Source organism: Lysinibacillus sphaericus (assembly GCF_005217585.1).
In the GTDB taxonomy this organism is placed as follows: domain Bacteria; phylum Bacillota; class Bacilli; order Bacillales_A; family Planococcaceae; genus Lysinibacillus; species Lysinibacillus sphaericus.
In genome coordinates this window covers 145,122-171,366 of record NZ_SZPT01000001.1, presented here as the reverse complement: position 1 = coordinate 171,366, position 26,245 = coordinate 145,122, and the positions used below count along the sequence as shown (strand labels likewise).

General features: G+C 38.2%; 24 protein-coding genes. 1 reads left to right on the top strand and 23 read right to left on the bottom strand.

Annotated features, from left to right (window positions below; all coding sequences use genetic code 11):
- Positions 1-34: 34 nt before the first annotated feature.
- The 18 genes from dnaI to citZ all read right to left on the bottom strand — a co-directional run bounded on the left by dnaI (position 35) and on the right by citZ (position 19,709).
- On the bottom strand, positions 35-964 hold the full coding sequence (gene dnaI / locus FC748_RS00750; protein ID WP_255313727.1) for a primosomal protein DnaI: 930 nt from the start codon (positions 962-964) through the stop codon (positions 35-37).
- A 24-nt stretch (positions 965-988) separates the two neighbouring features.
- Positions 989-2,362: a replication initiation and membrane attachment family protein gene (locus FC748_RS00745; RefSeq protein ID WP_038509878.1), complete on the bottom strand. Its 1,374-nt coding sequence runs from the start codon at positions 2,360-2,362 to the stop codon at positions 989-991.
- 17 nt (positions 2,363-2,379) lie between these two features.
- Complete coding sequence (gene nrdR / locus FC748_RS00740; protein ID WP_024363821.1) at positions 2,380-2,850, bottom strand: transcriptional regulator NrdR; 471 nt, start codon at positions 2,848-2,850, stop codon at positions 2,380-2,382.
- Positions 2,851-3,020: 170 nt separating this feature from the next.
- Positions 3,021-4,043 (bottom strand): glyceraldehyde-3-phosphate dehydrogenase, encoded by a 1,023-nt coding sequence (locus FC748_RS00735; protein WP_025220297.1) that lies wholly within the window; start codon positions 4,041-4,043, stop codon positions 3,021-3,023.
- 565 nt (positions 4,044-4,608) lie between these two features.
- Entirely contained in the window at positions 4,609-5,202 is a 594-nt protein-coding gene (coaE, locus tag FC748_RS00730) for a dephospho-CoA kinase (protein ID WP_024363819.1), read from the bottom strand.
- Between the two features lie 13 nt (positions 5,203-5,215).
- Complete coding sequence (gene mutM, locus FC748_RS00725) at positions 5,216-6,088, bottom strand: bifunctional DNA-formamidopyrimidine glycosylase/DNA-(apurinic or apyrimidinic site) lyase (RefSeq protein ID WP_024363818.1); 873 nt, start codon at positions 6,086-6,088, stop codon at positions 5,216-5,218.
- A gap of 11 nt (positions 6,089-6,099) precedes the next feature.
- Positions 6,100-8,727, bottom strand: coding sequence for a DNA polymerase I (gene polA / locus FC748_RS00720; protein ID WP_108029949.1), 2,628 nt, complete (start codon positions 8,725-8,727; stop codon positions 6,100-6,102).
- A gap of 210 nt (positions 8,728-8,937) precedes the next feature.
- Positions 8,938-9,369, bottom strand: coding sequence for a hypothetical protein (locus FC748_RS00715; protein WP_025220300.1), 432 nt, complete (start codon positions 9,367-9,369; stop codon positions 8,938-8,940).
- Between the two features lie 364 nt (positions 9,370-9,733).
- Entirely contained in the window at positions 9,734-10,735 is a 1,002-nt protein-coding gene (gene hflC, locus FC748_RS00710; RefSeq protein WP_024363815.1) for a protease modulator HflC, read from the bottom strand.
- Positions 10,735-11,721, bottom strand: coding sequence for an FtsH protease activity modulator HflK (gene hflK, locus FC748_RS00705; RefSeq protein WP_108029950.1), 987 nt, complete (start codon positions 11,719-11,721; stop codon positions 10,735-10,737). The genes hflC and hflK overlap by 1 nt, the downstream gene beginning before the upstream one ends.
- Before the next feature lie 135 nt (positions 11,722-11,856).
- On the bottom strand, positions 11,857-12,576 hold the full coding sequence (locus tag FC748_RS00700) for an LrgB family protein (RefSeq protein WP_108029951.1): 720 nt from the start codon (positions 12,574-12,576) through the stop codon (positions 11,857-11,859).
- Positions 12,573-12,938: a CidA/LrgA family holin-like protein gene (locus FC748_RS00695; RefSeq protein WP_024363812.1), complete on the bottom strand. Its 366-nt coding sequence runs from the start codon at positions 12,936-12,938 to the stop codon at positions 12,573-12,575. Before FC748_RS00695 ends, FC748_RS00700 begins: the two co-directional genes overlap by 4 nt.
- Positions 12,939-13,181: 243 nt before the next feature.
- The gene (gene pnpS, locus FC748_RS00690) at positions 13,182-14,735 is read right to left on the bottom strand and encodes a two-component system histidine kinase PnpS (protein WP_025220303.1); all 1,554 of its coding nucleotides are present in this window, start codon (positions 14,733-14,735) and stop codon (positions 13,182-13,184) included.
- Positions 14,732-15,448 carry a response regulator transcription factor gene (locus tag FC748_RS00685; protein ID WP_024363810.1) on the bottom strand — a complete coding sequence of 239 codons (717 nt, stop codon included), beginning with the start codon at positions 15,446-15,448 and terminating at the stop codon, positions 14,732-14,734. The genes pnpS and FC748_RS00685 overlap by 4 nt, the downstream gene beginning before the upstream one ends.
- 55 nt (positions 15,449-15,503) lie before the next feature.
- Positions 15,504-15,944: a MaoC/PaaZ C-terminal domain-containing protein gene (locus FC748_RS00680; protein ID WP_024363809.1), complete on the bottom strand. Its 441-nt coding sequence runs from the start codon at positions 15,942-15,944 to the stop codon at positions 15,504-15,506.
- A 189-nt stretch (positions 15,945-16,133) separates the two neighbouring features.
- Complete coding sequence (mdh, locus tag FC748_RS00675) at positions 16,134-17,072, bottom strand: malate dehydrogenase (RefSeq protein ID WP_024363808.1); 939 nt, start codon at positions 17,070-17,072, stop codon at positions 16,134-16,136.
- A 178-nt stretch (positions 17,073-17,250) separates the two neighbouring features.
- Entirely contained in the window at positions 17,251-18,513 is a 1,263-nt protein-coding gene (gene icd, locus FC748_RS00670) for an NADP-dependent isocitrate dehydrogenase (RefSeq protein WP_024363807.1), read from the bottom strand.
- Positions 18,514-18,593: 80 nt separating this feature from the next.
- Complete coding sequence (citZ, locus tag FC748_RS00665) at positions 18,594-19,709, bottom strand: citrate synthase (protein ID WP_024363806.1); 1,116 nt, start codon at positions 19,707-19,709, stop codon at positions 18,594-18,596.
- Between the two features lie 180 nt (positions 19,710-19,889).
- Here citZ and FC748_RS00660 point away from each other — a divergent pair, with 180 nt between their 5' ends.
- Entirely contained in the window at positions 19,890-20,927 is a 1,038-nt protein-coding gene (locus FC748_RS00660) for an AI-2E family transporter (RefSeq protein ID WP_309501205.1), read from the top strand.
- Here the strand turns inward: FC748_RS00660 and FC748_RS00655 are convergent.
- The 5 genes from FC748_RS00655 to accD form a co-directional block, all read right to left on the bottom strand.
- Positions 20,911-21,300: an FxsA family protein gene (locus FC748_RS00655; RefSeq protein WP_024363804.1), complete on the bottom strand. Its 390-nt coding sequence runs from the start codon at positions 21,298-21,300 to the stop codon at positions 20,911-20,913. The two genes, FC748_RS00660 and FC748_RS00655, sit on opposite strands and share 17 nt — an antisense overlap.
- 156 nt (positions 21,301-21,456) lie before the next feature.
- Complete coding sequence (pyk, locus tag FC748_RS00650) at positions 21,457-23,217, bottom strand: pyruvate kinase (protein WP_069513748.1); 1,761 nt, start codon at positions 23,215-23,217, stop codon at positions 21,457-21,459.
- Positions 23,218-23,244: 27 nt separating this feature from the next.
- Positions 23,245-24,204, bottom strand: a complete 960-nt coding sequence (pfkA, locus tag FC748_RS00645) for a 6-phosphofructokinase (protein ID WP_024363802.1) — start codon at positions 24,202-24,204, stop codon at positions 23,245-23,247.
- Positions 24,205-24,431: 227 nt separating this feature from the next.
- Positions 24,432-25,388 carry an acetyl-CoA carboxylase carboxyltransferase subunit alpha gene (locus tag FC748_RS00640; protein WP_024363801.1) on the bottom strand — a complete coding sequence of 319 codons (957 nt, stop codon included), beginning with the start codon at positions 25,386-25,388 and terminating at the stop codon, positions 24,432-24,434.
- The gene (gene accD, locus FC748_RS00635; RefSeq protein WP_024363800.1) at positions 25,381-26,238 is read right to left on the bottom strand and encodes an acetyl-CoA carboxylase, carboxyltransferase subunit beta; all 858 of its coding nucleotides are present in this window, start codon (positions 26,236-26,238) and stop codon (positions 25,381-25,383) included. The genes FC748_RS00640 and accD overlap by 8 nt, the downstream gene beginning before the upstream one ends.
- Between the last annotated feature and the right edge of the window lie 7 nt (positions 26,239-26,245).

The following is a 26,245-nucleotide window of genomic DNA, read 5'->3' as shown; positions in this document are numbered from 1 at the left end:
TACGCTCGATTGTCATAAAATGCAACTGTCAATGTTATAAACGTCGATTTTTGCCACGCATTTCTATAGGCTCCGTCAAAGCTCTCACACGTTCCATAATACGGCCTGCTTTTACGACCTCAATATCCCCTTTTTGAGACTGCGCTAAGTGATGCTCTAATTCATCATAGTTAAAATTAGAGGTAATGAATGTTGGCAATTGTTCTGCCATTCGATAATGGAAGATTGTCCCTAAAATTTCATCGCGTGTCCAAGCTGACATTGTTTCTGCCCCTAAATCATCAAGCATTAATACCGGCGCTTTTTTCACATAATCTATTTTTTCATTTAGCGTATTATCACCGATTGCATTTTTCATTTCACGTAAAAATTCGGGTACGAAAACGACCACGGAACGAATTTTTTTGGAAGCCAATTCATTCGCAAGTGCACCAAGCACAAAGGATTTCCCTACACCAAACTTCCCATATAAATAAAAGCCTTTCGTTGGCAACTGCCCTGTTTCCTCTGTTTTCTTAACAAATTGTGCCGCCCGTTGCGCGATAAGCACACGTGATTCATCATCAATCATTAAATCTTGGATTGTCGCTTGTAACACATCTTTTGGCATATGCATACTAGCAATCATATTGGCAACATCCCGACGTTCATCCTCACGTACCTTTTGTTCACAGCGCACGTAATCAATTTCAACCGTATTGCGTACAACCCGTAATGTCGGAATAAAACCTTTTAAATAATTGGTGCAATGCGCTGTATGATCACAACCACAGCACACTGTCGATTGACTAATAAATTCATGTAGCTTTGGTAAATTGCGCTCAACAGCATCGTAGCTTAATTCTTCTGCGTGTTCTGCTAAAAAGGCCTGCACACGAGGGTGTTCTAAAATCTCTCGCCTCATCGCCTCATATCGCTCTTGAAATGATGGTACATTAATGGCTCTTTTTAATGCTTTATTAATTGGTTCGATTACCGTTCACCTACTTTACTTATCGCTTTTTCCAAGCATTTCTAATATTTTTTGGCGCTCTTTTTCAAAATCCATCGTACTTGAAGAAGCGCTCTCGTCTGGTTGCTCATTGCGTTTATAAAACCATTCAGGTACTTTTTCCTTACGCTGATTATTTGCTCGTCCTTTGACATACTGATTATTATTTTTAGCTGGTGCCTGTGGTTTATTTTTCCACGTTGTATATTTATCATGTTCTTGACGTGCAAGTTCCATTGCTTCCTTCGCCGTCTTAATGTTTTTTCGCACCCAGTGATCGGCAATGGTTTCCACATACTTTTTAGGTAGCTTCATATCCGTAGATAGCATGACATATTCAAGTAGTGCATTAACCACGCCTACCGGCATCCCATGTTGCACGATTAAGCTCTCAGCTAATTGTACAGATGTTTGCAATGGCTCTTTACCGTTATTAATATCTCGCAACACTTGGACAGGAGGTGTTGACTCTAAATAATGTTGCAACTCCTGATCTTTTGTTTTTTGAACAGCATCTTCCTCAACCGGTGGAGCATATACTTTGGCAAGCTTTGGTGGCTCTTTTGAAACAGTAAGCTTATAAAAATCGGCTGCCGCTTTTCGTAATCGTTCTTGTGAAATACCTAACTCATCATCAAGCGCTAAAATAACAACCTTTTGCATATCCAATGCCGTTAAATGATAGAGGAATGCTAATTTGGCAATTGTTTCGCGCACTTCAAGCGTCAGCAAATTTGCGGGTACTAACTGGTCAGATAAACCTGCCTGTAGCAACTCAAAATCAAATTGCTCAAAATAAAACGGGTAGACCTTTTGTGCATTTTCTTTGCTATCAATGCCACCCTGCAAATCGGTAGGAATATTGGTATTAACCGGTTTAAAAACATCCATAAAGGCGCGTGATACATCTTTATATTCTGTACCCCTTATAGGCTGAATAAAACGTTGGCGCAATTTCCGATACGCCTGCTCTCCGATTTTACTAAACAAAAACATTGATAATAAAGGATCTTTCATAAAACTATCTGCATCAAGTGGGCGCATAAGCTCATATAAAAAGCTTCGCTGTTCTGCCTCTTCTTTTTTCCAAGTACGTAACAAACCGATTGCTTCAAGTGCAATACGTGCTTCGAACACTTTACCGATTGGTAGTCCTAGCACATTCATTAAATAATAATGATTCATTTGCTGTTTTGGCATTTGCTCTGCTTCAGCCCATAGTGTTAAATAAAGACTGATTGGTTCAGCACCCGTTAGAGGTTGATAAAATAATGTTACTAATTGACGTTCCATCGTGGAAAGCGCATGAGGTAGACGAATGTCAAAAGTATCTGCGGGCTGCAATTCTTTATACAAATGAATCAACGTCATTCACCCTCTCTGTTTTCCTAAGATTTTTGCTCTGTTTGACGTTGAATAATTTCTTTTATTTCCTCAATAAATACATTGATATCCTTAAACTGACGATAAACCGAGGCAAATCGAACATAGGCCACCTCATCAATTTTTGCCAAACGATCCATCACCATTTCTCCTACATCCTCTGATCGTACCTCAGCGTTCCCAATACGGCGAAGGTCTTTTTCAATAGATAGAACAAGTCCCTCTAAAACATCTAAAGCAACCGGACGTTTTTCACAAGCACGAATAAGACCACGCAGCACCTTCTCGCGGCTAAACTCTTCCCGTGAGCCTTCTTTTTTCACAACGACTAACGGTGTTTCTTCAATTTTTTCAAACGTTGTAAAACGAAAGCCACATGACTCACATTCACGACGTCTACGAATTTCTTTATTATCATCTACTGGCCTCGAATCCACTACGCGTGTTCCGTTAAATTGGCAAGAAGGACATCTCATATTTTTACTCTCCTGATTCCACAACAATTTGATATTTGTATTATAACAAATTTCCTACAAATAAGAAAAGTTCATTTGGTGCCAGGCACTCAAACAATTTGCTTTACATCCTAACTTGCAAAAAAAAAGCACATTGAAACCATAAGATTTCAATGTGCCAATAGCGTTCATTATGCGTTAACTGTTTCTAGCGCTTTTGCAACTTTTTGCACTAGGTCTACAACACGTGCAGAATAGCCCCACTCATTATCGTACCAAGCAAGTACTTTTACTTTACGGTTACCCATCACCATTGTTGAAAGTCCATCAACTGTAGATGAGTATGTTGTTGTATTGTAATCAGCAGATACAAGCGGCTCAATTGAGAAGTTTAAAATACCTTTCATCGGCCCTTCTGTTGCTGCTTTGACAAATGCAGCATTAACTGAATCAACTGTCACATCTGTATTTAAATCTACAACAAGGTCAACTAGTGATACGTTTGGTGTTGGAACGCGAAGTGCCATACCGTGAATTTTGCCTTCTAATTCTGGTAACACTAATTTTAATGCTTTTGCAGCACCTGTAGATGTTGGAATAATCGATTGTGCACAACCGCGCGCACGACGTAAATCTTTATGTGGGTTATCTAAGTTTTTTTGGTCATTTGTATATGCGTGAACTGTTGTCATTAAACCGCTTTCGATACCAAAAGTATCATTTAACACTTTTGCAACCGGTGCTAAGCAGTTTGTTGTACAAGAAGCATTTGAAATAACATCATGTTTTTCAACATCAAGCTTTTCATCATTTACACCTAAAACAATTGTAACATCTTCGTTTTTACCTGGAGCTGTTAAAATTACTTTCTTTGCGCCTGCTTCAAGGTGCATTGCTGCTTTCTCACGATCATTGAATTTACCAGTTGCTTCAATTACAATATCCACGCCCATTGTAGCCCATGGTAATTTTAATGGATCACGTTCGCTAATAATTTGGACACGTTTACCATTTACAATTAAAGCATCGTCTGCTGGTTCAACCGTACCTTCGAATGTTCCGTGATTTGTGTCATACTTAATCAAATGTGCTAACGTTTCCGCTGGGTAGCTTGCGTTAATTGCAACAATATTTAAACCTTCCTGTACGATCGCTTGGCGGAAAACCATACGTCCGATACGTCCGAAACCGTTAATAGCAACTGATACTGTCATTATAAAATCCTCCTGTGAGTGCATACTCATATTCATTATATACTTTATGCTAATTAGTATAACACAATTTTAAAAAAGATGAACATTATATATCCATAATAAAAAAGTTCTTATTTTCTGAAAAATAGCACCTTTTTTGAAATAAAAAAATTCAGTACTTCATGCTTATTATTACGCTTATAAACAAAAAAATGCACAGCAATAATTGCTGTGCCTAGAATGCCTTTGGCTACATACTGGTTGATTTCTTCTATGGGCGAGCACGCCAACTAGCCTAAGACAAAGAGGCTGGGACAAAAGAGAAAAAGTGTTAGATTGACTGCCATCAATCTAACACTTTTTGCTGCGCCGTTGTTGTCCGCTTTGGCGGTGCTTTCCGATACCAACAACTAGTGAACCCTTCTAAATTTTTATTTATTGCAAAAGCAAGAATAGCTAAGTTAGCTAAGTTCTCCATATAGCAAAAATGTATGAACACCTTTCCTCTGTTCCTTAAATTTTTCTAGTTATGTCCCTGCATCTTTTTGGAGCTTCTCTGTGTAGTAATTAACGTTGCGCTTTTTGACTAAAGTACGCCCCAATGCGTCAGAATTTTCTTTAACTGCTCTTCTGTTTGTTGTAAATTTTCATTGTTGTAAATCACCGCATGTGCACTTTTTTCTTTCACAGACATGGGTAACTGTGAATGCATACGAGCTAGCGCATCTTCCTTTGATAATTGATTGCGCTCCATTAATCGTCGAAGTTGCACCTCTTCACTAACTGAAACAACAAGTATTCGCTCTACAAAATGCTCCAATTTACTTTCAAACAGTAATGGAATATCCATCACGACATGCTTTTGTCCAGCCTCTATATATGCATCGCGTTGGCGTAACATTTCCTGACGAATAGCAGGATGCATAATATCATTTAAAATTTTGCGTTTCGCCGGCTCATGAAAAATAATATCACCAAGCTTTGGACGATTTAAGTTGCCATCTTCAAGTAAAATGTCTGCACCGAAATTTTGGACAATAAGTGCCAACGTCTCCGTTCCTGGTTCCACAACATCACGTGCTACAACATCTGCATCGACAATCGGTAATCCAAGCGCTGTCATCATTTTGGCGACTGTGCTTTTACCACTTGCAATACTTCCTGTTAGTCCGATAATCATAGTAAATTCCCCTTTAATGTTGACAATTTGGACAATATACAGATGTACGTCCACCAATTGTCATTTGACTCGTCCCTGTTCCACACACTGGGCATATCTTTTTACCGTACATTTGTAATCGATTTTGCATGCTTCCTGCCTCGCCATTAATATTACGATAATCCGAAATCGTTGAACCTCCCGCTTCAATACTTTGACGCAGGACGTCAACAATTGCCCCAAAAAGTGCACGTTTTCGTTTTTCACTTATGCGGTTCATTTTGCGGGCTGGGTGAATTTTTTGAGCAAATAATGCTTCTGTCGCATATATATTGCCACAGCCCGAAATCACTTGTCCGTCCATAATGACTTCTTTAACAGCCTTTTTCTCGTATTTCGGTAGCATGGATTTGGCTATAAAATAATCACATGCTATCTCATCAAACGGTTCAGGCGCCATTTTTGTCAGTGGCGCATGATCTTCAATTTTCGTTAAAAATCGCAACTCACCAAAACGGCGAATATCTGAATAAATTAAATAGCCACCATCTGCCATTTGAAAAGTTGCATGAATATGCTTTTTAAATTTTTCTTCATTGATTTCTTCAGGCGTGTTGACGATAAACCATGCACCTGTCATGCCTAAATGACTGACTAATACATAGGACACATCTTCTTTCACCAAATGAAAAAATATATATTTAGCACGGCGCTCAATCTTCGTAATCGTCATTTGAGATAATGCCATTTCAAATGCATCGGGCTCAGCTTGCTTAACGATACATTGCTTTCCTTCATCATAAGAAAAGCGGACAATTTCTGACAGTTGAACCTGCTTAATTGTGCGACCTTCAACTTCCGGCTTTAATGCCTGCACGACACCTTCTACCTCTGGTAATTCAGGCATTTTACCCCTCCTTACTTTGCTTCGTACCAAGTTGCCCCATAGTTGAAGTCCACTTTCAATGGAACAATCAACTCAATGGCATTTTCCATAACCTCTGGTACAATTTTTTCGAGCAAGGCAATTTCTTCTCTAGGCGCTTCAAAAATTAATTCATCGTGCACCTGTAAAAGAAGTTTTGCTTGCATGTTTTCCTTTTTCAAGCGAGCATCCATATCAATCATTGCTTTTTTAATAATATCTGCCGCGCTTCCTTGAATCGGCGTATTCATCGCTGTGCGCTCTGCAAAGCTTCGTAGATTGAAATTCGAACTCGTGATATCTGGTAAATAACGACGACGATTCAATAACGTTGTGACAAAACCATTAAATTTTGCATCTTGGACAATCTCATCCATATAGTTTTTTACACCAGGGAAGCTGGCAAAATATTTCTCAATAAAAACGGCTGCTTCCTTACGTGTGATATCTAAATTTTGTGATAATCCATAATCACTAATGCCATACACGATACCGAAGTTAACTGCCTTGGCAGCTCTACGCATGTTGCTATCAACTTCTTCTGCGGTTACATGGAAAACATCCATCGCGGTACGTGTATGAACATCCATGCCTTCACGGAAAGCTTCCACTAAGTTTTTATCCTCTGACATATGAGCAAGTACACGCAACTCAATTTGAGAGTAATCCGCAGAGAAAAGAATCCAATCTTCTTGCGATGGCACAAATGCCTGACGAATTTTTCGCCCTTCCTCTAAACGAATTGGAATGTTTTGTAGGTTAGGGTCCGTTGAGCTTAGGCGACCTGTTGACGTCAATGCCTGTTGGAAGCGTGTGTGTACTTTTCCGTCTTCTTTATGGATTTCTTTTAGCAAGCCTTCAATATACGTTGATTGTAACTTACCGAGCTGACGGTACAGTAAAATATGCTCGATAATGGCATGCTCTGGCTTTAATTTTTCCAACACATCTGCTGCTGTGGAATAACCTGTTTTCGTTTTTTTAATCACTGGTAAACCTAGCTTGTCAAAAAGGATAACGCCTAATTGCTTTGGTGAATTTATATTGAATGCTTCGCCCGCTTCCGCATAAATTTCCTGCTCAATCACTACTAATTTATTATTTAGCTCCTGCCCCATCGTTTCAAGTGTGGCACGATTTACTGTAATCCCTTCACTTTCCATTTCACTTAAAATCGACGCAAGTGGTAGTTCTAAGTTTTTATACAGTTCAAACTGTTCATTTTCCTTTAACAATGCCTCTAGTTTAGGTTGTAATGTCCACACAGCAAACGCTTTACGACTAACATGTTCAGCTAGTACATCACTTGCTGGTATAGCACGTTTTGCTCCTTTACCATAGACCGTCTCATTTGCTTGTACTTCTCGATAGCCTAAATCTTTTGCAAGTGTTGCCACATCATCACCGCTAAGTGCAGGGTTATTAATATAGGATGCAAGCAATAGGTCAAACTCCACCCCTGCTAAACGAATACCTACACGCTTTAAAGCCGCCTGTGCTGCCTTCGTATCTGTTATATATTTAATCTTCGTAGCGTCTTCTAACCATCGACGTAGCAAATCAGATGTAGAAGCCACTTCAAATGGCACATAAATCGTCGCTGTGCCATCCGTTAAAGCAATACCTAGTGGCTGACAAGTATGATAATGCTCATCTTCTAACTCTACATGTATCGCCATAACGTCCTTTAAGTGCTCTGGCTTCACTTCTTGTACAATGTCAAAAGCAAATGGTGCCTGTTGGTGTTCTTCCACAGTAAAATTACTTTTATCTAGTAGTGATTTGAAGCCGAGCTCCTGCCACACACTAATTAGTTCTTCTTCGTTAGGTCCACCATAAGCAAGGTCATTTAACGTTAAATCAATCGGTGCTTCAGTAAAAATTGTAGCAAGCTTTTTACTCATTAATGCCTGCTCTTCATTGGCAACAAGCTTTTCTTTCATCTTGGAAGCCTTTAACGTATCCATTGCTTCATACAGTGCCTCAACTGAGCCATGCTCTTTTAACAATTTAACAGCCGTTTTTTCGCCAACACCAGGTACTCCAGGAATATTATCAGAGGCATCCCCCATTAAACCTTTCATATCTATAATTTGAAGAGGTGTTAAGCCATACTTTTCTTCGATAAATGCAGGTGTGTTTTTTTCGATTTCCGTAATGCCCTTTTTCGTAATATACACTGTTACCTTATCCGTTGCGAGCTGGGTAAGGTCACGGTCTCCTGACACAATAATTACTTCCATATCTTGTCCTGCTGCTTCTTTTGCCAATGTGCCAATAATATCGTCCGCTTCGTACATGTCTAGTTCATAGCGTTTAATTCCATAAGCATCAATCAGTTTGCGAATATAAGGAAACTGCTCTGAAAGTTCTGGTGGCGTTTTTTGACGGCCACCTTTATATTCCGTAAATGTATCGTGACGAAATGTCGTTTTACCTGCATCGAAAGCAACGAGCATCTTCGTCGGTTGTTCTTCCTCCAAAATTCGTTGCAACATCGTTGTAAAGCCGTACACTGCATTGGTATGAATACCGCTATCATTTGTCAGCAGTGGCAATGCAAAAAAAGCGCGGTAAGCTAAACTATTACCGTCTAGTAATAGTAATTTTTCCTTAGTCATCTTATTTCCTCCTGAAGTCGTCGTTCTTTTCATTGTAAAACGAAAACGTATGTTTGAAAATGCCTCTTTCCTCTACTTTATCGGGAAAACAGACTTTTTACCAATCATAGGGACGCAGATCAGTTGAAAAATTAAAATCACGCAACATTCCATGGTATTTTCCGTTAAATCCATAAAAAAAGTCAATTGCACATGCAATCGACTCTACTCTTATTGACTAACATTTTTAGCTCTTTCTTTACGAAAGAAAATTTCCTCATAAATAACTGTCATCATGAAAGCATTCATAAAAGCAATAACAAAAAATAGCGGCATACCGCCTAGTTTTAACTGTGTTAGTCCTGCACTAAACACCATGACTACGCCGATTTGCGCGAGGAAGAAAATAAAACCAATGCCCACCTGCCAAATTGGGCGTTTCTCTTGCCGTTTCTCGTACCAAAATATTTTTTTAGAAGCTTTGCGTACATCCTCTGCAATGACTAATCCTAATAAAAATAAAATAACAAAAAATACCGGTATATGATAAACACTGTTCGTCATCCAAGCAAAATCAGATATACGAAAGAAAAGTGTAAAAAACGATGCGATGCTACAAGCAATCCCTAAGTTTTGGAGCCACGTGCTAATGGTTAGTTTCACAGCTATTACCCCCATCTATCATTTCTAAACAACATCATTTTATCAGAAAATAGCAGTCTATAACACAACCAATTATTTGTTAGAATTAATTTCATAGTTTGGATACTAGCATTACTACAAGGTCAAAAGAGAAAAAGTGTTAGATTGATTGTCGTCAATCTAACACTTTTTTGCTGCGCCGTTATTGTCCACTTCAGCGGTACTTTCCGCTCAGCACAGTAACCCGCAACCCTCGCTAACACGCGGAATGCCCGCGTCTTACACTGTGTGCGTTCTGAGCAGAAGTCACCGCTTAGCTCCTAACAACTAGTACTATCTATTATATTTAGTATATTCTTTATTAACCCCTGCAAGGATTCCAGTATTACTTTATATAGCCTGATAACACTTTTGCATACGGTGAAGTAGACGGCAAGATAATCACCGTATCCTCACCAACTGTTTTCTTATATGATTCTAACGTACGGTAGAGCGAATAAAATTCCGGGTCTTTAGAGAAGGAGCTATTGTAAATTTTCGCTGCCTCCGCTTCTCCTTCCGCTTGTATCAATGCTGCTTCTTTATTGGCTGTTGCTAGCATTTCTTGCACTTCTCTATCTGTTTGTGCTTCGATACGGCGTTTATCCGCATCACCTTCTGATAAATATAGTTGTGCAGTTGATTGTCGTTCTGAAACCATACGCGTAAATACAGACTGCTCATTTTCTGCTGGCAAATCCGTTCGACGGATACGTACATCTACTACTTCAATTCCGTATTTATCGTTTAGCAATAATTCATTCACACGTGCTGTTACACGATCATTTAAACTACCTCGAGAGGAATTTTCATCATTAATGATTTCATCGTATTTAAGTTGACCAAGCTCTGTTCGAATGACAGAATAAATAAACTCCTCCATTCTAGATTCTGCCTTCGTCAGCGTACCCGCATTGGAGATTAGTGCTTTCGGGTCTGTAATGCGCCATACTGCATAATTATCAATAATGATACGTTTTTTGTCCTTTGTATTAATCTCTTCCTCTGAAATATTATAGGTCATTTGATTTTTGGGTAGCGTTGTTACACTTTGAATAAATGGTACTTTCATTTTAAGCCCTGGATCACGTTCAAATTTTACTACTTCCCCAAATTGTCGAACAACAGCATATTCAGATTCTTTTACGATATATACATTAGCAAAAAGAATAATGGCAATAGCAAAAACAACAGTTAATGTGACAACAAGAGAAATGTATTTTTTAGGATTCAACGGACCCTTTTTTGACATCTTAATAACATTGTCTCCATCACTTGGAGCAGTATTTTTTGATTTCCCTGATAAAAAATTTAGAAATTTTTCAAGATCTTTATTTTTCTGGTCCATTAATTACCGCTCCCTTCTTTTTTATCTGTTGGTGCCTGCTGTTCTTTTGGCTCCTGTTGTGCTGTTGGTTGTAATGCTTGTAATGGCAAATACTTCATCGTACTACCATCATCATTCATAATATAAATTTGTGCCTTCGGAAGAACATTTTCGAGCGTTTCTAAAATTAAACGTTCTCGCGTAATTTGTTGGTTACCTTTATATTGTTCATACATTTTATTAAAGACTGCGACATCCCCATGAGCTTGCTCAATACGAGCTGTTTTCGCACCATTTGCTTTTGAAATGATGGCGTCCTTTTCCCCTTCAGCTTCGCTAATTCGTTGGTTTTTATATTTTTGCGCTTCATTCGTTTTTGTATTTTTCATCTCGCGTGCATCTGTTACTGCAGTAAATGCCGCACGTACTTCCGCATTCGGTAATTCTACATCCTGTAATTTGACACCTAATACGCCAATCCCAATATCATATTTATCTATAAGTGAAACAAGCAATTCTCTTGTTTCGGCTTCAATATCTGCTTTTCCATCTGTTAACGCAGCATCAATTGTTGAACTACCAATGATTGAGCGAATGGCGCTCGATGTAGCGCTATGTAATATTTCTTCTGGATTTTGTGCATTAAATAAGTATTTGCTAGGATCTGTAATTTTCCATTGCACTACAAGATCTGTTAAAACAATATATTCATCACCTGTAATCATTTTCGTTTCAGCATCATAAGCTTCCAATTCACCTTCTTTATTTTGCTTATAGCCAAACTGTAAACTAAATGTTTCTCTTGACAAAATCTCAACGGATTGTACAGGCCAAGGCAATTTAAAATGTAAACCTGGATTTGTTACCGTTTCATCAGCACGGCCAAACGTGATGACAACTGCTTGCTCCGATTCATCGACTGTGTACCATGAAGTAAATACAGCGATTAGTGCTACAATGCCGAAAATCCCAAGCCCTACCATCATTAGTGTCCTTTTCACACTCATGTCTGTTCCTCCCTTATGCTTAGTACTATTGTATACGGGATATTTCATAAAAAGATTCAAAATAATTTCATAAAGGAAAATTAGATAAATTGTTTGAGTGACTGGCACACATACAATTACAAAAAAAATATCCCGTCACCATGAAGGTAACAGGATATTCATAACGAAATATTCTAACACTGGGAAAAATGTAGCTGACAACACGATGCTTATTAGGGCAGCTACAATCATCGCTAAACTAGCAAAAGTACCTTCTAGTTCCCCTAATTCAAATGCTTTTGACGTACCCGTTCCATGCGCACCCATGCCAAGCATCAACCCTCTTGCAGATGGCTTTTGGAAACGACATATCCGCATCACGATTGGTGCAAGTAGGCTAGCTAAAATACCCGTTGTCATAACAAAAACCGCAGTAAGCGTAGGTGAGCCACCTATCATATTGGAAATATCCATCGCAATAGGCGTTGTGACAGACCGTGGCACTAAGCTATGAACTAGCTCATCATTTAGCCCAACTACTAACGCTATAATAAAGGAAGAAGCGATTGCAACGGCTGATCCGATTGCAATGCTAAGGACAATTTCAAATGCATGTTTTTTTAATAGATCAAAATTTTTATAAATCGGTACAGCAAATGCAACGGTTGCAGGCCCTAATAAATTCGATAAAATATCAGCCCCTGCATTATAAGATTCATAGGATGTACCAGTTACTAGCAACAATAAAATAATAACTAACGGGCTAATCAAAATTGGCGTAAGCCATTCTTTACGAAACTTTTGATAGAGCGCTTTGCAAGCATAAAAAATCACAATGGTCCCTAATAAACTGATGACAGCAATCACTATGTTCATGCAGCATCACCCTTCTTTCTCTCTAACCACTGCGCAGTATAACCCGTCACTAACATTACTACAAATGCACTGACTGAAATAACAAGTATTACTTTCACGCCTTGTATACCGAATAATGCATCATAATCAATGATACCTATCGCGGAAGGTATGAAAAATAATAACAATTCACTAAGTAATAACCCTGCGCCTAACTCAATCCATTCTAATTTAATAAGATGAAACTGTAACATTAAAAATAATAAAATAAGTCCAATTATACTACCGGGAATCGGCAAGTGAAGTAAACGAGCAATGCTATTCCCAATAAATAATATTATATAAAGATAGCCAATTTGCACGAAACTTTTGACGATTTTCATGGTCAACCTTCTCTCAATTTTTTATGCTACTATACTTTACACCTAAATCTACTACGTGTAAAACAGAAAAAATCTATCCCCAAAATAAATTTGGAAATAGATTCTTCTGTGGCGAAAGCTAAAGTAGCAACCATAAAAATCTTCATACAAGTTATCAAGATTTTTTCTTCATTATTTTCGTCTTCACAAAATAGGGGGTTTCTATAAAACAGTATAGCCCTCTATTTTGAATCCTACATATAATTATTGTAAAGAATTTGTTAATTTTTTAGGAATCATTACAATCATTTTTGTGCCAACCCCTACTTTACTTTCTACCTGAATTCGCCCATGATGTGCCTCCACTAAATGCTTAACAATGGCTAGCCCTAAACCGGTTCCACCCGAATTTCTACTACGTGCACGATCGACACGATAAAAACGTTCAAAGACACGTGCAATTTCATGCTTTTCAATCCCTATACCTTCATCTTCAATTTCAATAATTCCATACATATCATTTTCCTTCAAGCGAATCGTGACGGTTGTATCTTCAGGTGAATAGGTGATGGCGTTTGTGATTAAATTCGTTACAATTTGAATAACGCGATTTGCATCCCCCATTACTTCCACATCACGAGCAATATCCACATGAAAGCTCATATTTTTTTCATCGAGTCGTGGCCCTGTTAATTCTGCTCCACGTATCAGTACATCCTGCAAGCCCATAGGCATAATATTTACCGTGAAACCATGTTGCTCGATTTTAGATAACTCTAATAAATCTTGGATGAGCATTTGAAGACGATTGCTCTCTTTATGCATAATTTCTAAAAAAGACAGCAGCATCTTTTCATCCTTGTATGCACCATCAAGCAGTGTTTCAGAAAAGCCTTTAATGGATGTAATCGGCGTACGCAGTTCGTGTGATACATTGGCTACAAAGTCTTTCCGTATTTGCTCTAAGCGTACAAGCTCTGTTATATCATGCATAACAATGACAACGCCTAGCCAACGTCCGTGGTCGCCAATAACAGGAGCACCGTACACTTCTTTATTATATAACTCCTGCTGTACTTCCATTTTTATTTGTTGGCGATAGGGCATTTCTGTTAAAAATACATGGTCTATAAATTGCTCAAGCGTTTTCGGTAAGCCAATCGTACGAAAAACTTTTCCTTGTACATCCTCAAGTTGCATACCAAAGCGCTCTAAAAACACGCGATTGACGATTGAAATATTCCCCTCACGTCCAATCATCATAAGTGAGCTGCCCATGTTTTCAATTAACGTTTTTAGCCTTTCTTCTTCTACTTCACGAATCGTCGTAATATCCTGTAAATTACGCGCTAAAATATTGATGGAATGACTAAGAGGCATCATGCGTTCCTGCTCATTCTCGTGTGCACGAGCACGGTAATTTCCTTTTGCTAATTCAAGTGCCGTTTCGGTTACATTATCAATCGGTGCGGTGAAATTCACAATCATGTAACGACTTACAACGGCTATTAATAGCAGCGTAATCGTAAATAATATTGCTAAAACACCATACAGACGGGCACGCACGTATGACAAGAGCGAGTCCTTTATTTCGATTGTTTGAGATGCAACTAATGCTTTTTTATCTTCCTCAGATAAAGTAATTTGACGTTCCTCTAGTACTTTTTCGATTGCTTCTTGACTTGATGAGCTCGCCTGCTCTTTGTATTGTTCTACATAAACAGGAAAAAGCTGACCTATAACAATCATTAGGACAGCTAGAATCGTTCCGAGTGAGAGCATGAATGTCAAGAATAAGCGGTTACTCATTGATTTCATGAAGTTTTCGGCTCCTCAAATTTATAGCCAAGACCACGAATTGTTTTAATAAACATCGGTTTACGACTATTTTCTTCAATTTTATCGCGGAGGTGACTAATGTGCACATCTACAATACGAGTATCGCCTGCAAAATCATACTTCCAGACAGCACTTAAAAGCTGATCACGCGTTAAGACACGGTTTTTGTTTTCGAGTAAATAAATAAGCAACTCAAATTCTTTCGGTGTAAATTCCAGTGCTTCCTCTTGTAAAAATACTTCAAAACGCTCAGGAAATACGCGTAATTGTCCAAATTCGTACATTTTTTCTTGAGATGCATCCTTATCCTCAATCACAACATTTTGTGTAAAGCGTCTTAAAACCGCTTTAACACGTGCTAATACTTCACGTGGACTAAAAGGCTTTGTCATATAATCGTCAGCCCCTAATTCCAAACCAAGTACTTTATCGAATTCATCATCTTTTGCTGTTAACATAATAATCGGTGTATTCATTCGTTGTTGACGAATTTGCTTACAAACTTCCATACCATCTAACTTTGGAAGCATTAAGTCCAAAAGGATTAAATCGGGCTGAATTTCCATGGCTCTATTTAGCCCTTCTAAACCATCGGCTGCCGTCTCAACTAAATAGCCAGCCTGTTCTAAATTATATTTTAATAAGGTCGCAATAGAAAACTCATCTTCTACAACTAAAATTGTCTTTGTCATGTATATTGCCTCCGTTAGTGATTTGAAACCCCCATTTCAAATCTTAAGACGCTCGCTATAATGCCAGTGGTGGTGTCACCAGCAATGTACCTTCAATTACAAGCTGCTTTTGTTCATTATAGGAGAGCACAGATACAGTAATAGTATTCTGTACTTTATTGACTGCTGTTACCTCTAAAAACGTATCAAATAATTCATAATGATAGAGTGGTCCTAAATACGTTAAATGTTGTTCGATAATACGCGCTCCTGGTCCAGGTATATACTTTGAGACAGCTGACGTAATTATGCCATTTAACATAATAGTTGGTACAATTGGCTTTTTAAAAGGCGTCATCGCTGCATATTCATGTTGAATATATAATGGATTACTATCATTTGTAAGTCCTAAATAAAGCAATAAATCCTTATCTTCTATTTTTTCAGTAATATGAATTTTCTCGCCAACTGTAATTTCATCAATAGTGAGACCAAGCTTACTGTTCTTTTGAAGCAAAGATACGCCAACCCCTTTTCTATCATACTACCTTCATAGTATCAATTTTATTCTAAAAGTACAACGAAAAGCAGAATAACCATTTTATAACTAGGCATAGTATAAAGTACAAAAGTGGCTTTTTTTAATATTTTTCTGCATAAAAAAAATCGAGTAAGAATGAATCTTACTCGATTTCATAAACTTTGATTAAGCTAAAACTTTCATAACTGCTTTGACAGCGTCAGCAGAATTATCTAATGCAGCTTTTTCTTCATCCGTTAATGCCAGTTCAAAGATTTTTTCAATACCGTTTGCACCAAGTAATGTTGGTACTCCTAAATAAATATCATTGTAACCATATTCACCTTCTAGGTAGGCGATAGATGGAAGTATACGCTTTTGGTCTTTAATGATTGCTTCAGCCATTTCAACAAGTGCAGCTGCTGGAGCATAGTATGCGGAACCGTTACCAAGTAAGTTGACGATTTCTGCACCACCATTGCGCGTGCGATCTACAATTGCTGCTAAACGTTCTGGAGCGATTAAAGTTTCTAAAGGAATACCACCAGCAAAAGAATAACGAGTAAGTGGTACCATTGTATCACCATGACCACCTAATACAAAACCAGTAATGTCTTTTACAGAGATGTTTAGCTCTTCAGCTACAAAAGCACAGAATCGAGCGGTATCAAGTACACCTGATTGTCCGATTACACGGTTTTTTGGAAAGCCCGTTTCTTTAAATACTGTGTAAGTCATCGCATCAACAGGATTTGTCAATACGAGAATGGTTGCGTTTGGTGAATGAGCAGCGATTTCTTTTGAAACAGTTTTCATAACGCCTTGGTTGATTTGAACTAAGTCGTCACGGCTCATGCCAGGTTTACGTGCGACACCTGCAGTAATGATGACTACATCAGAATCAGCAGTATCTGCATAGTTAGAAGTACCTTTTACAAAAGAATCAAAACCTTGTATTGGCGCAGCTTCCCACATATCTAAAGCTTTACCCTTTGTTGGATTTTCAGCTTGTGGGATATCGACTAATACAACATCGCCAAGTTCTTTTTGTGCTGCTAAAAAAGCTGCAGTTGCGCCGGTGAATCCGCCACCGATTACTGAGATTTTTTTACGTTTCAAAGTCATTTGAATACGCTCCTTTTATTTTAGGATATATGCTAAAAAAGGGAGGAGAATAAATTCTCTCTCCCTCGATTAAACCAGGTACTAATATTACTGTAGCAAACCAATTTTACATGAAACAAACGTCTGTTGACACATTCCGGATTGTTACAATGATCATTTTTACGCTATTTCGTAAAAATTATAGGTTTTTAATTAGTTCGTTAGCGAATTCTGAACATTTCACTTCTGTAGCGCCGTCCATTAAACGAGCGAAGTCATAAGTTACAACTTTTGAAGAGATTGTATTCTCTACAGATTTAGTGATTAGATCAGCCGCTTCTTGCCATCCTAAGTGTTCAAGCATTAATACACCTGAAAGTAATACTGAAGATGGGTTAACTTTATCTAAGCCAGCATATTTTGGAGCTGTACCGTGAGTAGCTTCAAAGATCGCGTGACCAGTTACGTAGTTAATGTTCGCGCCTGGAGCGATACCGATACCACCAACTTGAGCAGCTAATGCATCAGAAATATAGTCACCATTTAAGTTCATTGTAGCTACTACATCAAACTCAGTTGGACGAGTTAAAATTTGTTGTAAGAAGATATCAGCGATTGAATCTTTTACTAAGATTTTACCAGCTGCTAAAGCTTCAGCTTGTGCTTTGTTTGCTGCTTCTTCACCTTGGTCAGCTTTGATTGCATCATATTGGTTCCAAGTGAATGTTTGATCAGCAAATTCAGTTTCAGCTAATTCATAACCCCATTTTTTGAATCCACCTTCAGTGAATTTCATGATGTTTCCTTTGTGAACTAAAGTCACAGAAGGACGGTTATGTTTAATTGCATATTCGATAGCAGAACGTACTAAACGCTCAGTACCTTCTTTAGATACAGGTTTTACACCGATACCTGAAGTTTCTGGGAAACGGATTTGGTTAACACCAAATTCAGTTTGTAGGAAGTTGATGATTTTTTGAGCTTGTTCAGAGCCTGATTCGAATTCGATACCTGCGTAGATGTCTTCTGTGTTTTCGCGGAAGATAACCATATCAACGTCTTCTGGACGTTTAACTGGAGAAGGTACTCCGTCAAAGTGACGTACTGGACGTAAGCAAACATATAAATCAAGTTGTTGACGTAATGCTACGTTTAGAGAGCGGATACCACCACCGATTGGTGTAGTAAGAGGACCTTTGATTGCAATTAGGTATTCGTTAATTTTGTCTAAAGTATCTTGTGGTAACCATTCACCTGTTTGGTTGAATGCTTTTTCACCAGCTAAAACTTCTAACCATTCGATTTTCTTTTCGCCGTTATAAGCTTTTTCTACAGCTGCGTCAATTACGCGAGATGCTGCTGCCCAAATATCTGGACCGATTCCATCACCTTCGATGAATGGGATTACTGGGTTGTTTGGTACATTAAGTACGCCGTTTTCAACTACAATTTTGTTTGACATTGATGTTGCCTCCTAAATTCATAATCATAGGACTGTGTTATAGGTAACACAGTCCCAAATATTCTAGCATAAATTCCAAATTAGCGCTCGCTGATTGGAACATATTTTTGCATGCCTGGTCCAACATACTCTGCACGTGGACGGATTAGGCGGTTGTTAGCATATTGTTCAAGAATATGTGCTACCCAACCAGAAGTACGTGAAACTGCAAAAATTGGTGTGAATAAGTCATGATCGATACCTAAAGAATCGTACACTGATGCAGAGAAGAAGTCTACGTTAGCAGGTAATTTCTTTTGTTCAACGATCATGTCATGGATTTTAACTGACATTTGATAAAGTTCTGGTTTACCAGTTAGTTCAGTTAGCTTTTGTGACATTACACGTAAGTGTGGTGCACGTGGGTCGCCTTTGCGGTATACGCGGTGACCGAAGCCCATGATTTTTTCTTTGTTGTCTAATTTATTTTGAATGTAAGATTCAACGTTTTCAAGTGAACCAATTTCAGTTAACATCTTCATAACTTGCTCATTTGCACCGCCATGAAGTGGTCCTTTTAATGCACCGATAGCTGCAGTTACGCCAGAATAAACATCTGATAATGTAGCTACACATACACGTGCTGTAAATGTAGAGGCATTTAATTCGTGGTCAGCATGTAATACTAATGCTTTATCGAACGCTTCTACTTCGATTGCTGCTGGCTCTTCGCCTTTTAACATATATAGGAAGTTTGCTGCATAGCTAAGCTCTGCTTTTGGTTGGATTGGCTCTAAGCCTTTACGTACACGTGCAAATGCAGTCACAACTGTTGCAATTTTAGCTTGTAGACGGATAGCTTTACGGTAGTTAGCTTCTGGATCCATCACATCCGCTTCTTCATCGAATACACCAAGTAAAGATACTGCCGTACGAAGTGCAGCCATTGGATGTACAGTTGAAAGTGGGTACGTTTTGAATTGGTCTACAATTGCTTGTGGAATAGACATGTTGTCTGCTAATTGTTGTTTTAACTCAGCAAGCTCGTCCGCTTTAGGTAAACGAGTGTGCCATAGTAGGTAAATAACCTCTTCAAATGATGCGTTGTCTGCTAAATCATCAATGTTGTAACCAACATATGTAAGTGTGTCATCGATAATTGAACTGATTTTAGATTCCGCTGCTACGATACCTTCTAAACCTTTTGTTGCTGACATAAATTATCGCTCCCTCATACTAATAATTTTTATTGTAAACGCTTTTTCAAACATAGCATTTACGTTTTTTGCTCACATGAACCATTAAGTAAATCGCTTACATTGCTATTATAATCATTTTTGACAGCTTTGTGAATGAAAATCCTTTAAATAAAGAAAAAGTCGGACGAGCGACTATATATGCGTACTAAAGAGGGTGTTTTGTATATTTTGACAATATTTTTTCATTTGAATCGGGGTGATTTTGTAAAAATGAGGAATATTAAATATTTTTCATACGAAAGAACTATTAATATTTTCTGGTTTATTTTCTATTTAGTAATTCTTTGGTTCGTATTACCTGTGTCTCTTGCTATATTTTTATCATTTACCACATATCCTATAATAAATTTTCTTCATAAGTACTGTAAAATCGCTTATTGGATTGCTGCAATTATCGTTGAAATATTGATACTTTCTTGCATTGTTCTCCTCATTATTATATCAATAAACAGCATTATACTCATCTTTCCAGAAATACGAGACACACTCCAAAACTTCCCATTATTCACTGAATATGAATCCATTTTCATGCAGTTTTTACAGGAGAAATCACTGTCTATTTTTGATTCAATCGTCGTTTATACAGCAAATTTATTTCAAATATTTATGAAGCACGTCATTGAAGTTTTTATCTTTCTTGTTGCATATTATTTTGCATTATTAGAAACAAGGAAATCTCGTTATTGGTTTTTCCAATATGTCCCGAAAAAATATAGACATGAATGGCAATCTCATTTTTCCAAAGTTATGCAACTGTTTCATTACTTTGTATTCGTGGAATTTCAGTTATTTACGATTACACTGCTCATTCTTTGTGCAGGCTTTATGATGTTCCAATTTGACCAAGCTATTACGAAAGCATTTATTGTTGCTTTTGCAGATGTACTACCTTTTTTCGGCATTGGTGTTTTTCTTGTCCCAATGAGCATTTACTTTTATTTTAATGGTAATACCTTTTTATGTGTTGCCATTTTACTATTGTATTTGTTTGTCCAACTTACAAGGCAGCTAGCTGAATCTATGCTTTGGTCGAATACACTGCAATTACGAACATTTCACACATTTTTCATCAGTGCTGCCTCCATTTTATTATTCGGCTTTTATGGTATTTTACTAAGCCCATTATTTTTATTTTTAGCTGTTAAACTGAAAGAAAAATCTATTTTTGAACAATGATAAATTGTCCTTTTTTCATTTTTTTACGCATCCAGTAAAATACGAGCGGTTGGAATAATTTTCGTGTTATTGGTAACAGCAATAACAACCCGATAACATCTGTTATAAAACCTGGTAGTGCTAAAAGTACACCGCCACTAAAATTCAACATGGCATCGACTAATGCAGGTCCCGGAGCTTCTCCTCGTGCTACCATATGTTTTACGTTTTTCACGGAATTAATACCTTTATTTTTCGCTATATAAATACCAATAATTGTCGTTGCGACAACAAGTAATAATGTATTGAAAACGCCAATATTTTGACCAATAACTATTAATAACGCCAGTTCGGCTAATGCATATACAACAAAACTAAGAAAAAATTTTTTCATATTTTTCTCCTTTCTATTGAAAAAGCTATACCTTCTATACGTTATTATAGCCCAATAAGTTTCATCTAAAAAACAAATACATGTAAATACTATTTTTCACTTGTTATGTAAAAGGCTCTAGTACGGTTCCCCCTACTAGAGCCTTGTTATTATTTATTAAAGTACACTTGCATGTCCTTTATAAATAACACCTGTTTCAGCATCCATTGTTATTTCCTGACCGTGGCGAATTAATGTTGTTGCTTCTTTTACGCCGACGATTACAGGGATACCAAGGCTTAGCCCTACAACAGCAGCATGACTAGTCAGTCCGCCTTCCTCTGTAATAAGGCCGATGCAATTTTCAATCGCTGGCATCATATCGCGATCCGAACCTAATGTTACTAAAATGCAGCCATCTGTGTCATATGCTAATGCCTCTGCTGCATTTTTTGCTACAACTGTCTTACCGATTACTGATGCTTTGCCGATTCCTTGACCACGCGCCAGTAAATCACCAATAATGTGAACTTTCATTAAGTTTGTAGTACCTGCTTCACCAACAGGAACTCCAGCCGTAATAACAACTGCATCACCATGCGTAACATAGCCATGTTTTAAACTTTCGTCTACTGCCAGCTCTAAAATTTCGTCTGTCGTTGTAACACGTTGACATACTACCGGATAGACACCCCATACAAGCGTTAGTGTATTGGCTGTATTTGCAGAGCCCGTAACAGCAACAATTGGTACACCAGGACGATATTTTGCAATCATTCTCGCTGTATTTCCGCTTTCCGTTGGTGCCAATACCGCTTTTACGCCTAAGTTTATCGAAGTATAAGCTACTGCCTGAGAAATAGCCTCTGTCATATTCGCTTCTTTTTCACGACTACGTGTCGAAACGATTGCTTTATAATCCAATGAGTTTTCAGTGCGCTGTGCAATTTTATTCATCGTTTGTACAGATTCCACTGGGTAAATTCCTGCTGCTGTTTCACCAGATAGCATAATCGCATCCGTTCCATCAATAATGGCGTTCGCAACGTCACTTGCTTCAGCACGTGTTGGACGAGGATTACGTTGCATTGAGTCTAACATTTGAGTAGCTGTAATAACTGGTTTACCAACTTGGTTACATTTTAGAATTAATTTCTTTTGAACTAAAGGTACCTCTTCGGCTGGAATTTCTACACCAAGGTCACCACGTGCTACCATTAATCCATCTGATACTAAAATGATTTCGTCAATATTATCGACACCTTCTTGGTTCTCGATTTTCGGGATAATTTGAATATGACTACCACCATTTTGCTCAAGTAATTCACGAATTTCTAATACATCTTTCGCTCGACGAACGAATGAAGCGGCAATAAAATCGACACCTTGCTTAATACCAAATAATATATCTTGTGCATCTTTTTCAGTAATACCTGGTAATTGCACTGAAACGCCAGGGACGTTAACACCTTTTTTATTTTTTAAGACCCCAGCATTTTCTACTATTGTGTGGATAAGCCCTTTTTCCGTATCTGTTGCTAACACACGTAATTGAATTAACCCATCATCCAATAAAATAATGGAGTTTTGTTCTACGTCTTCAATTAGTCGGTCATACGTAACAGAGAAGCTTGCCTCTGTTCCTTCTACTTCCGTCATCGAAATATCGATTACTTGTCCTGCTGTTAAATGCAGTTCTCCATTTTGCATATTATGCGTGCGAATTTCAGGTCCTTTTGTGTCGAGCAAAATCCCTACTGGTTTTCCTAACTTATCTGCAACTTCACGAATTAAATTAATGCGCACTTCATGTTCTTCATGTGAACCATGTGAAAAATTTAAGCGGGCTACATTCATACCTGCCTCAATTAGTTTCTCTAAAACTTCCGGTGACTCACTTGCTGGACCAATTGTACATACGATTTTTGTTTTTCTCATTTTCTGCCCACTCCGTTTTACGCCAAATTATATTGATAGTTCTTTCATTAAAGTATACAAGCTTACATCTGACTCATGATGCTTTTCAAAAGCTTCTGGCATATCATAGTCAATTACTGTATGGTTGCGTATGCCTACAGCTCGACCAGATTTACCTTCCATTAATAATTCTACTGCATGTGCACCAAATTGACTTGCGAGGACACGATCACGTGCCGTTGGAGAACCACCGCGTTGAATATGACCAAGAACTGAAACACGCGTCTCTTTCCCCGTCTTTTCTTTTAGTAGTTTTGCCAAATCGCTTCCTGACATTACACCCTCTGCTACAATAATGATACTATGCTTTTTCCCTCGTGCTTCACCACGCTCTAGACGCGATATGATGTCGTCTAAGTCATAATCTTCCTCGGGAATTAAGACGGTTTCAGCACCTGCTGCAAGCCCTGCCCATAATGCGATATCACCAGCATCACGCCCCATAACTTCAACAATAAAAGAGTTTTCATGGGAAGTCGCCGTATCACGAATTTTATCGATTGATTCAACGACTGTATTAAGCGCGGTATCAAAGCCAATTGTATATTCTGTTCCAGGAACATCGTTATCAATCGTTCCAGGCACACCAACAACTGGGAACCCTTTTTTCACAAGGTCCATAGCACCTCGATAGGAACCATCACCCCCGATAACAACTAAACCTTCAATACCTGCTTCTCGCATTTTAGCAATACCTTGTTGTTGGACAGCATCTTCTTTAAATTCAGGGCAACGAGCTGAAAATAAATTCGTACCCCCTCTTTGAATGATGCCACCTACAGAGCCTAAATCAAGTAGCTCAAAAGATCCTTTAATTAAACCTTCATAGCCATGCTTAATGCCAACAACATCTAGTCCATGATAAGCTGCCTTACGAACGACTGCTCGAATGGCTGCGTTCATGCCAGGTGCATCTCCACCACTTGTTAATACGGCAATTTTTTTCATTGTCGAACAACCTCCTGCAGTGTTATCTAATATTATTCACATTAACACGAAAAAACAAACTATGTAAGGGTTCTGACGTTAGAAAAACATAACTTTTACATAAAAAATGAAAAGAATGCGCTTTCACACATTCTTCCCATCACAAAGCATCTAAAATTTAACATTTTTAAAAAATTCTTCGTTATAAATTAACGATTAGCTAGTCAGCGCTTTGTTATGTGTTTAGTCTACACTTCTGTATATTGTCCAATTTTTTTAAATTTTTCATAGCGGTCTTCAATTAGTTGCTCACCATTTAAAGAATTTAATGCTTTTAGTGTGTCACTAATACATTCCTTTATATACATAGCTTGCTTTGCTACATTGCGATGAGCACCGCCAGTGATTTCAGGAATAATCCCATCAATAACACCAAGCTCTTTTAAATCAGGTGCGGTAATGCGCATTGCCTCAGCCGCCTGCTTTGCAAGACTACCATCACGCCATAGAATTGAAGCCGCACCTTCTGGAGAAATAACCGAATAAGTAGAGTTCTCTAACATGAATACACGGTTTGCTACACCTAATGCTAAAGCACCGCCACTACCGCCTTCTCCTATAACAATGCTAATGACTGGTACTGATAACCCTGCCATTTCTACTAGATTACGAGCAATCGCTTCACTTTGACCACGTTCTTCTGCTGCTTTCCCTGGGTAAGCACCTTTTGTATCAATAAAACAAATGATTGGACGATTAAACTTTTCAGCTTGTTTCATTAAGCGTAACGCCTTACGATAACCTTCTGGATGTGGCATACCGAAATTACGGCGAATATTTTCTTTTGTGGACTTGCCACGTTGATGACCGATGATAGTGACAGGTTGTCCTTCAAAAAGAGCAATCCCACCAAGTATCGCGGCATCATCACCAAACGTACGATCACCATGTAGTTCAATAAAATTTTCGCACATCGCTTCAATATATTGTAACGTTGTTGGTCGTTCTGGATGACGTGCCACTTGCACTCGATCCCACGGCTTCATATTGGCATAGATTGATTGCTCTAATTGCGTTAAACGTGTTTCCAGCTTTTCAATCTCACCAGTCATATCTACATCCGCATCGGCTGCAATCGTTTTTAATTCATCAATTTTTTCACGTAATTGTACTACTGGTTCTTCAAAGGCTAAATTTTTAGACATGTTGTACGCCACCCTTCGTATGCATTTTTACAAGCACAGCCACTTGTTTACGTAAATCTTTGCGATGGAAGATGGCATCTAGTTGACCATGTTCTAATAAAAATTCTGCTGTTTGGAAATCATTTGGTAGTTTTTCTCTTACTGTTTCTTCAATTACACGTCTACCAGCAAAGCCGATTAGTGCTTGAGGTTCCGCAATATTAATATCCCCCACTGAGGCAAAACTTGCAGAAACACCGCCTGTCGTTGGGTGCGTTAAAATCGAAATAAATAATAGCCCTTGATCGCTATGACGTTTTAACGCCACACTCGTTTTTGCCATTTGCATTAACGATAAAACACCTTCTTGCATTCGTGCGCCACCACTTGCAGTAAAAATAATAAATGGTACACGTAATGCTGTTGCTTTTTCAACAGCGCGTGTTATCTTTTCTCCAACAACAGAGCCCATTGACCCCATACGGAAATGCGAATCCATAATGGCAACGACGATCTCTTCCCCATCCAGTGTGCCTAACCCTGTCAATACCGCTTCATTTAGGCCTGTTTTTTGTTGATCCGCATTAATTTTCTCTACATAGGCAGGGAAATTTAGTGGATTGCTTGTTTGTAAATGATCGTCCATCGAAACGAACGAACCTTCATCTAAAAAGTCTGCTACACGCTCCTGTGCCGTCATTTTAAAATGGTGACCACATTTCGTGCATACTTTGTGATGCTTCTCTAATTCTTTTGTTAACTGGATATGGCGGCATTCTGGACATTTTGTCATGAGTCCTTCTGGAAATGCCTTTTCTTGACCATCCTGTTTCTTTTTTCGATTTGCGCTAAATATGTCGCGTATTGCCATGTTTGAC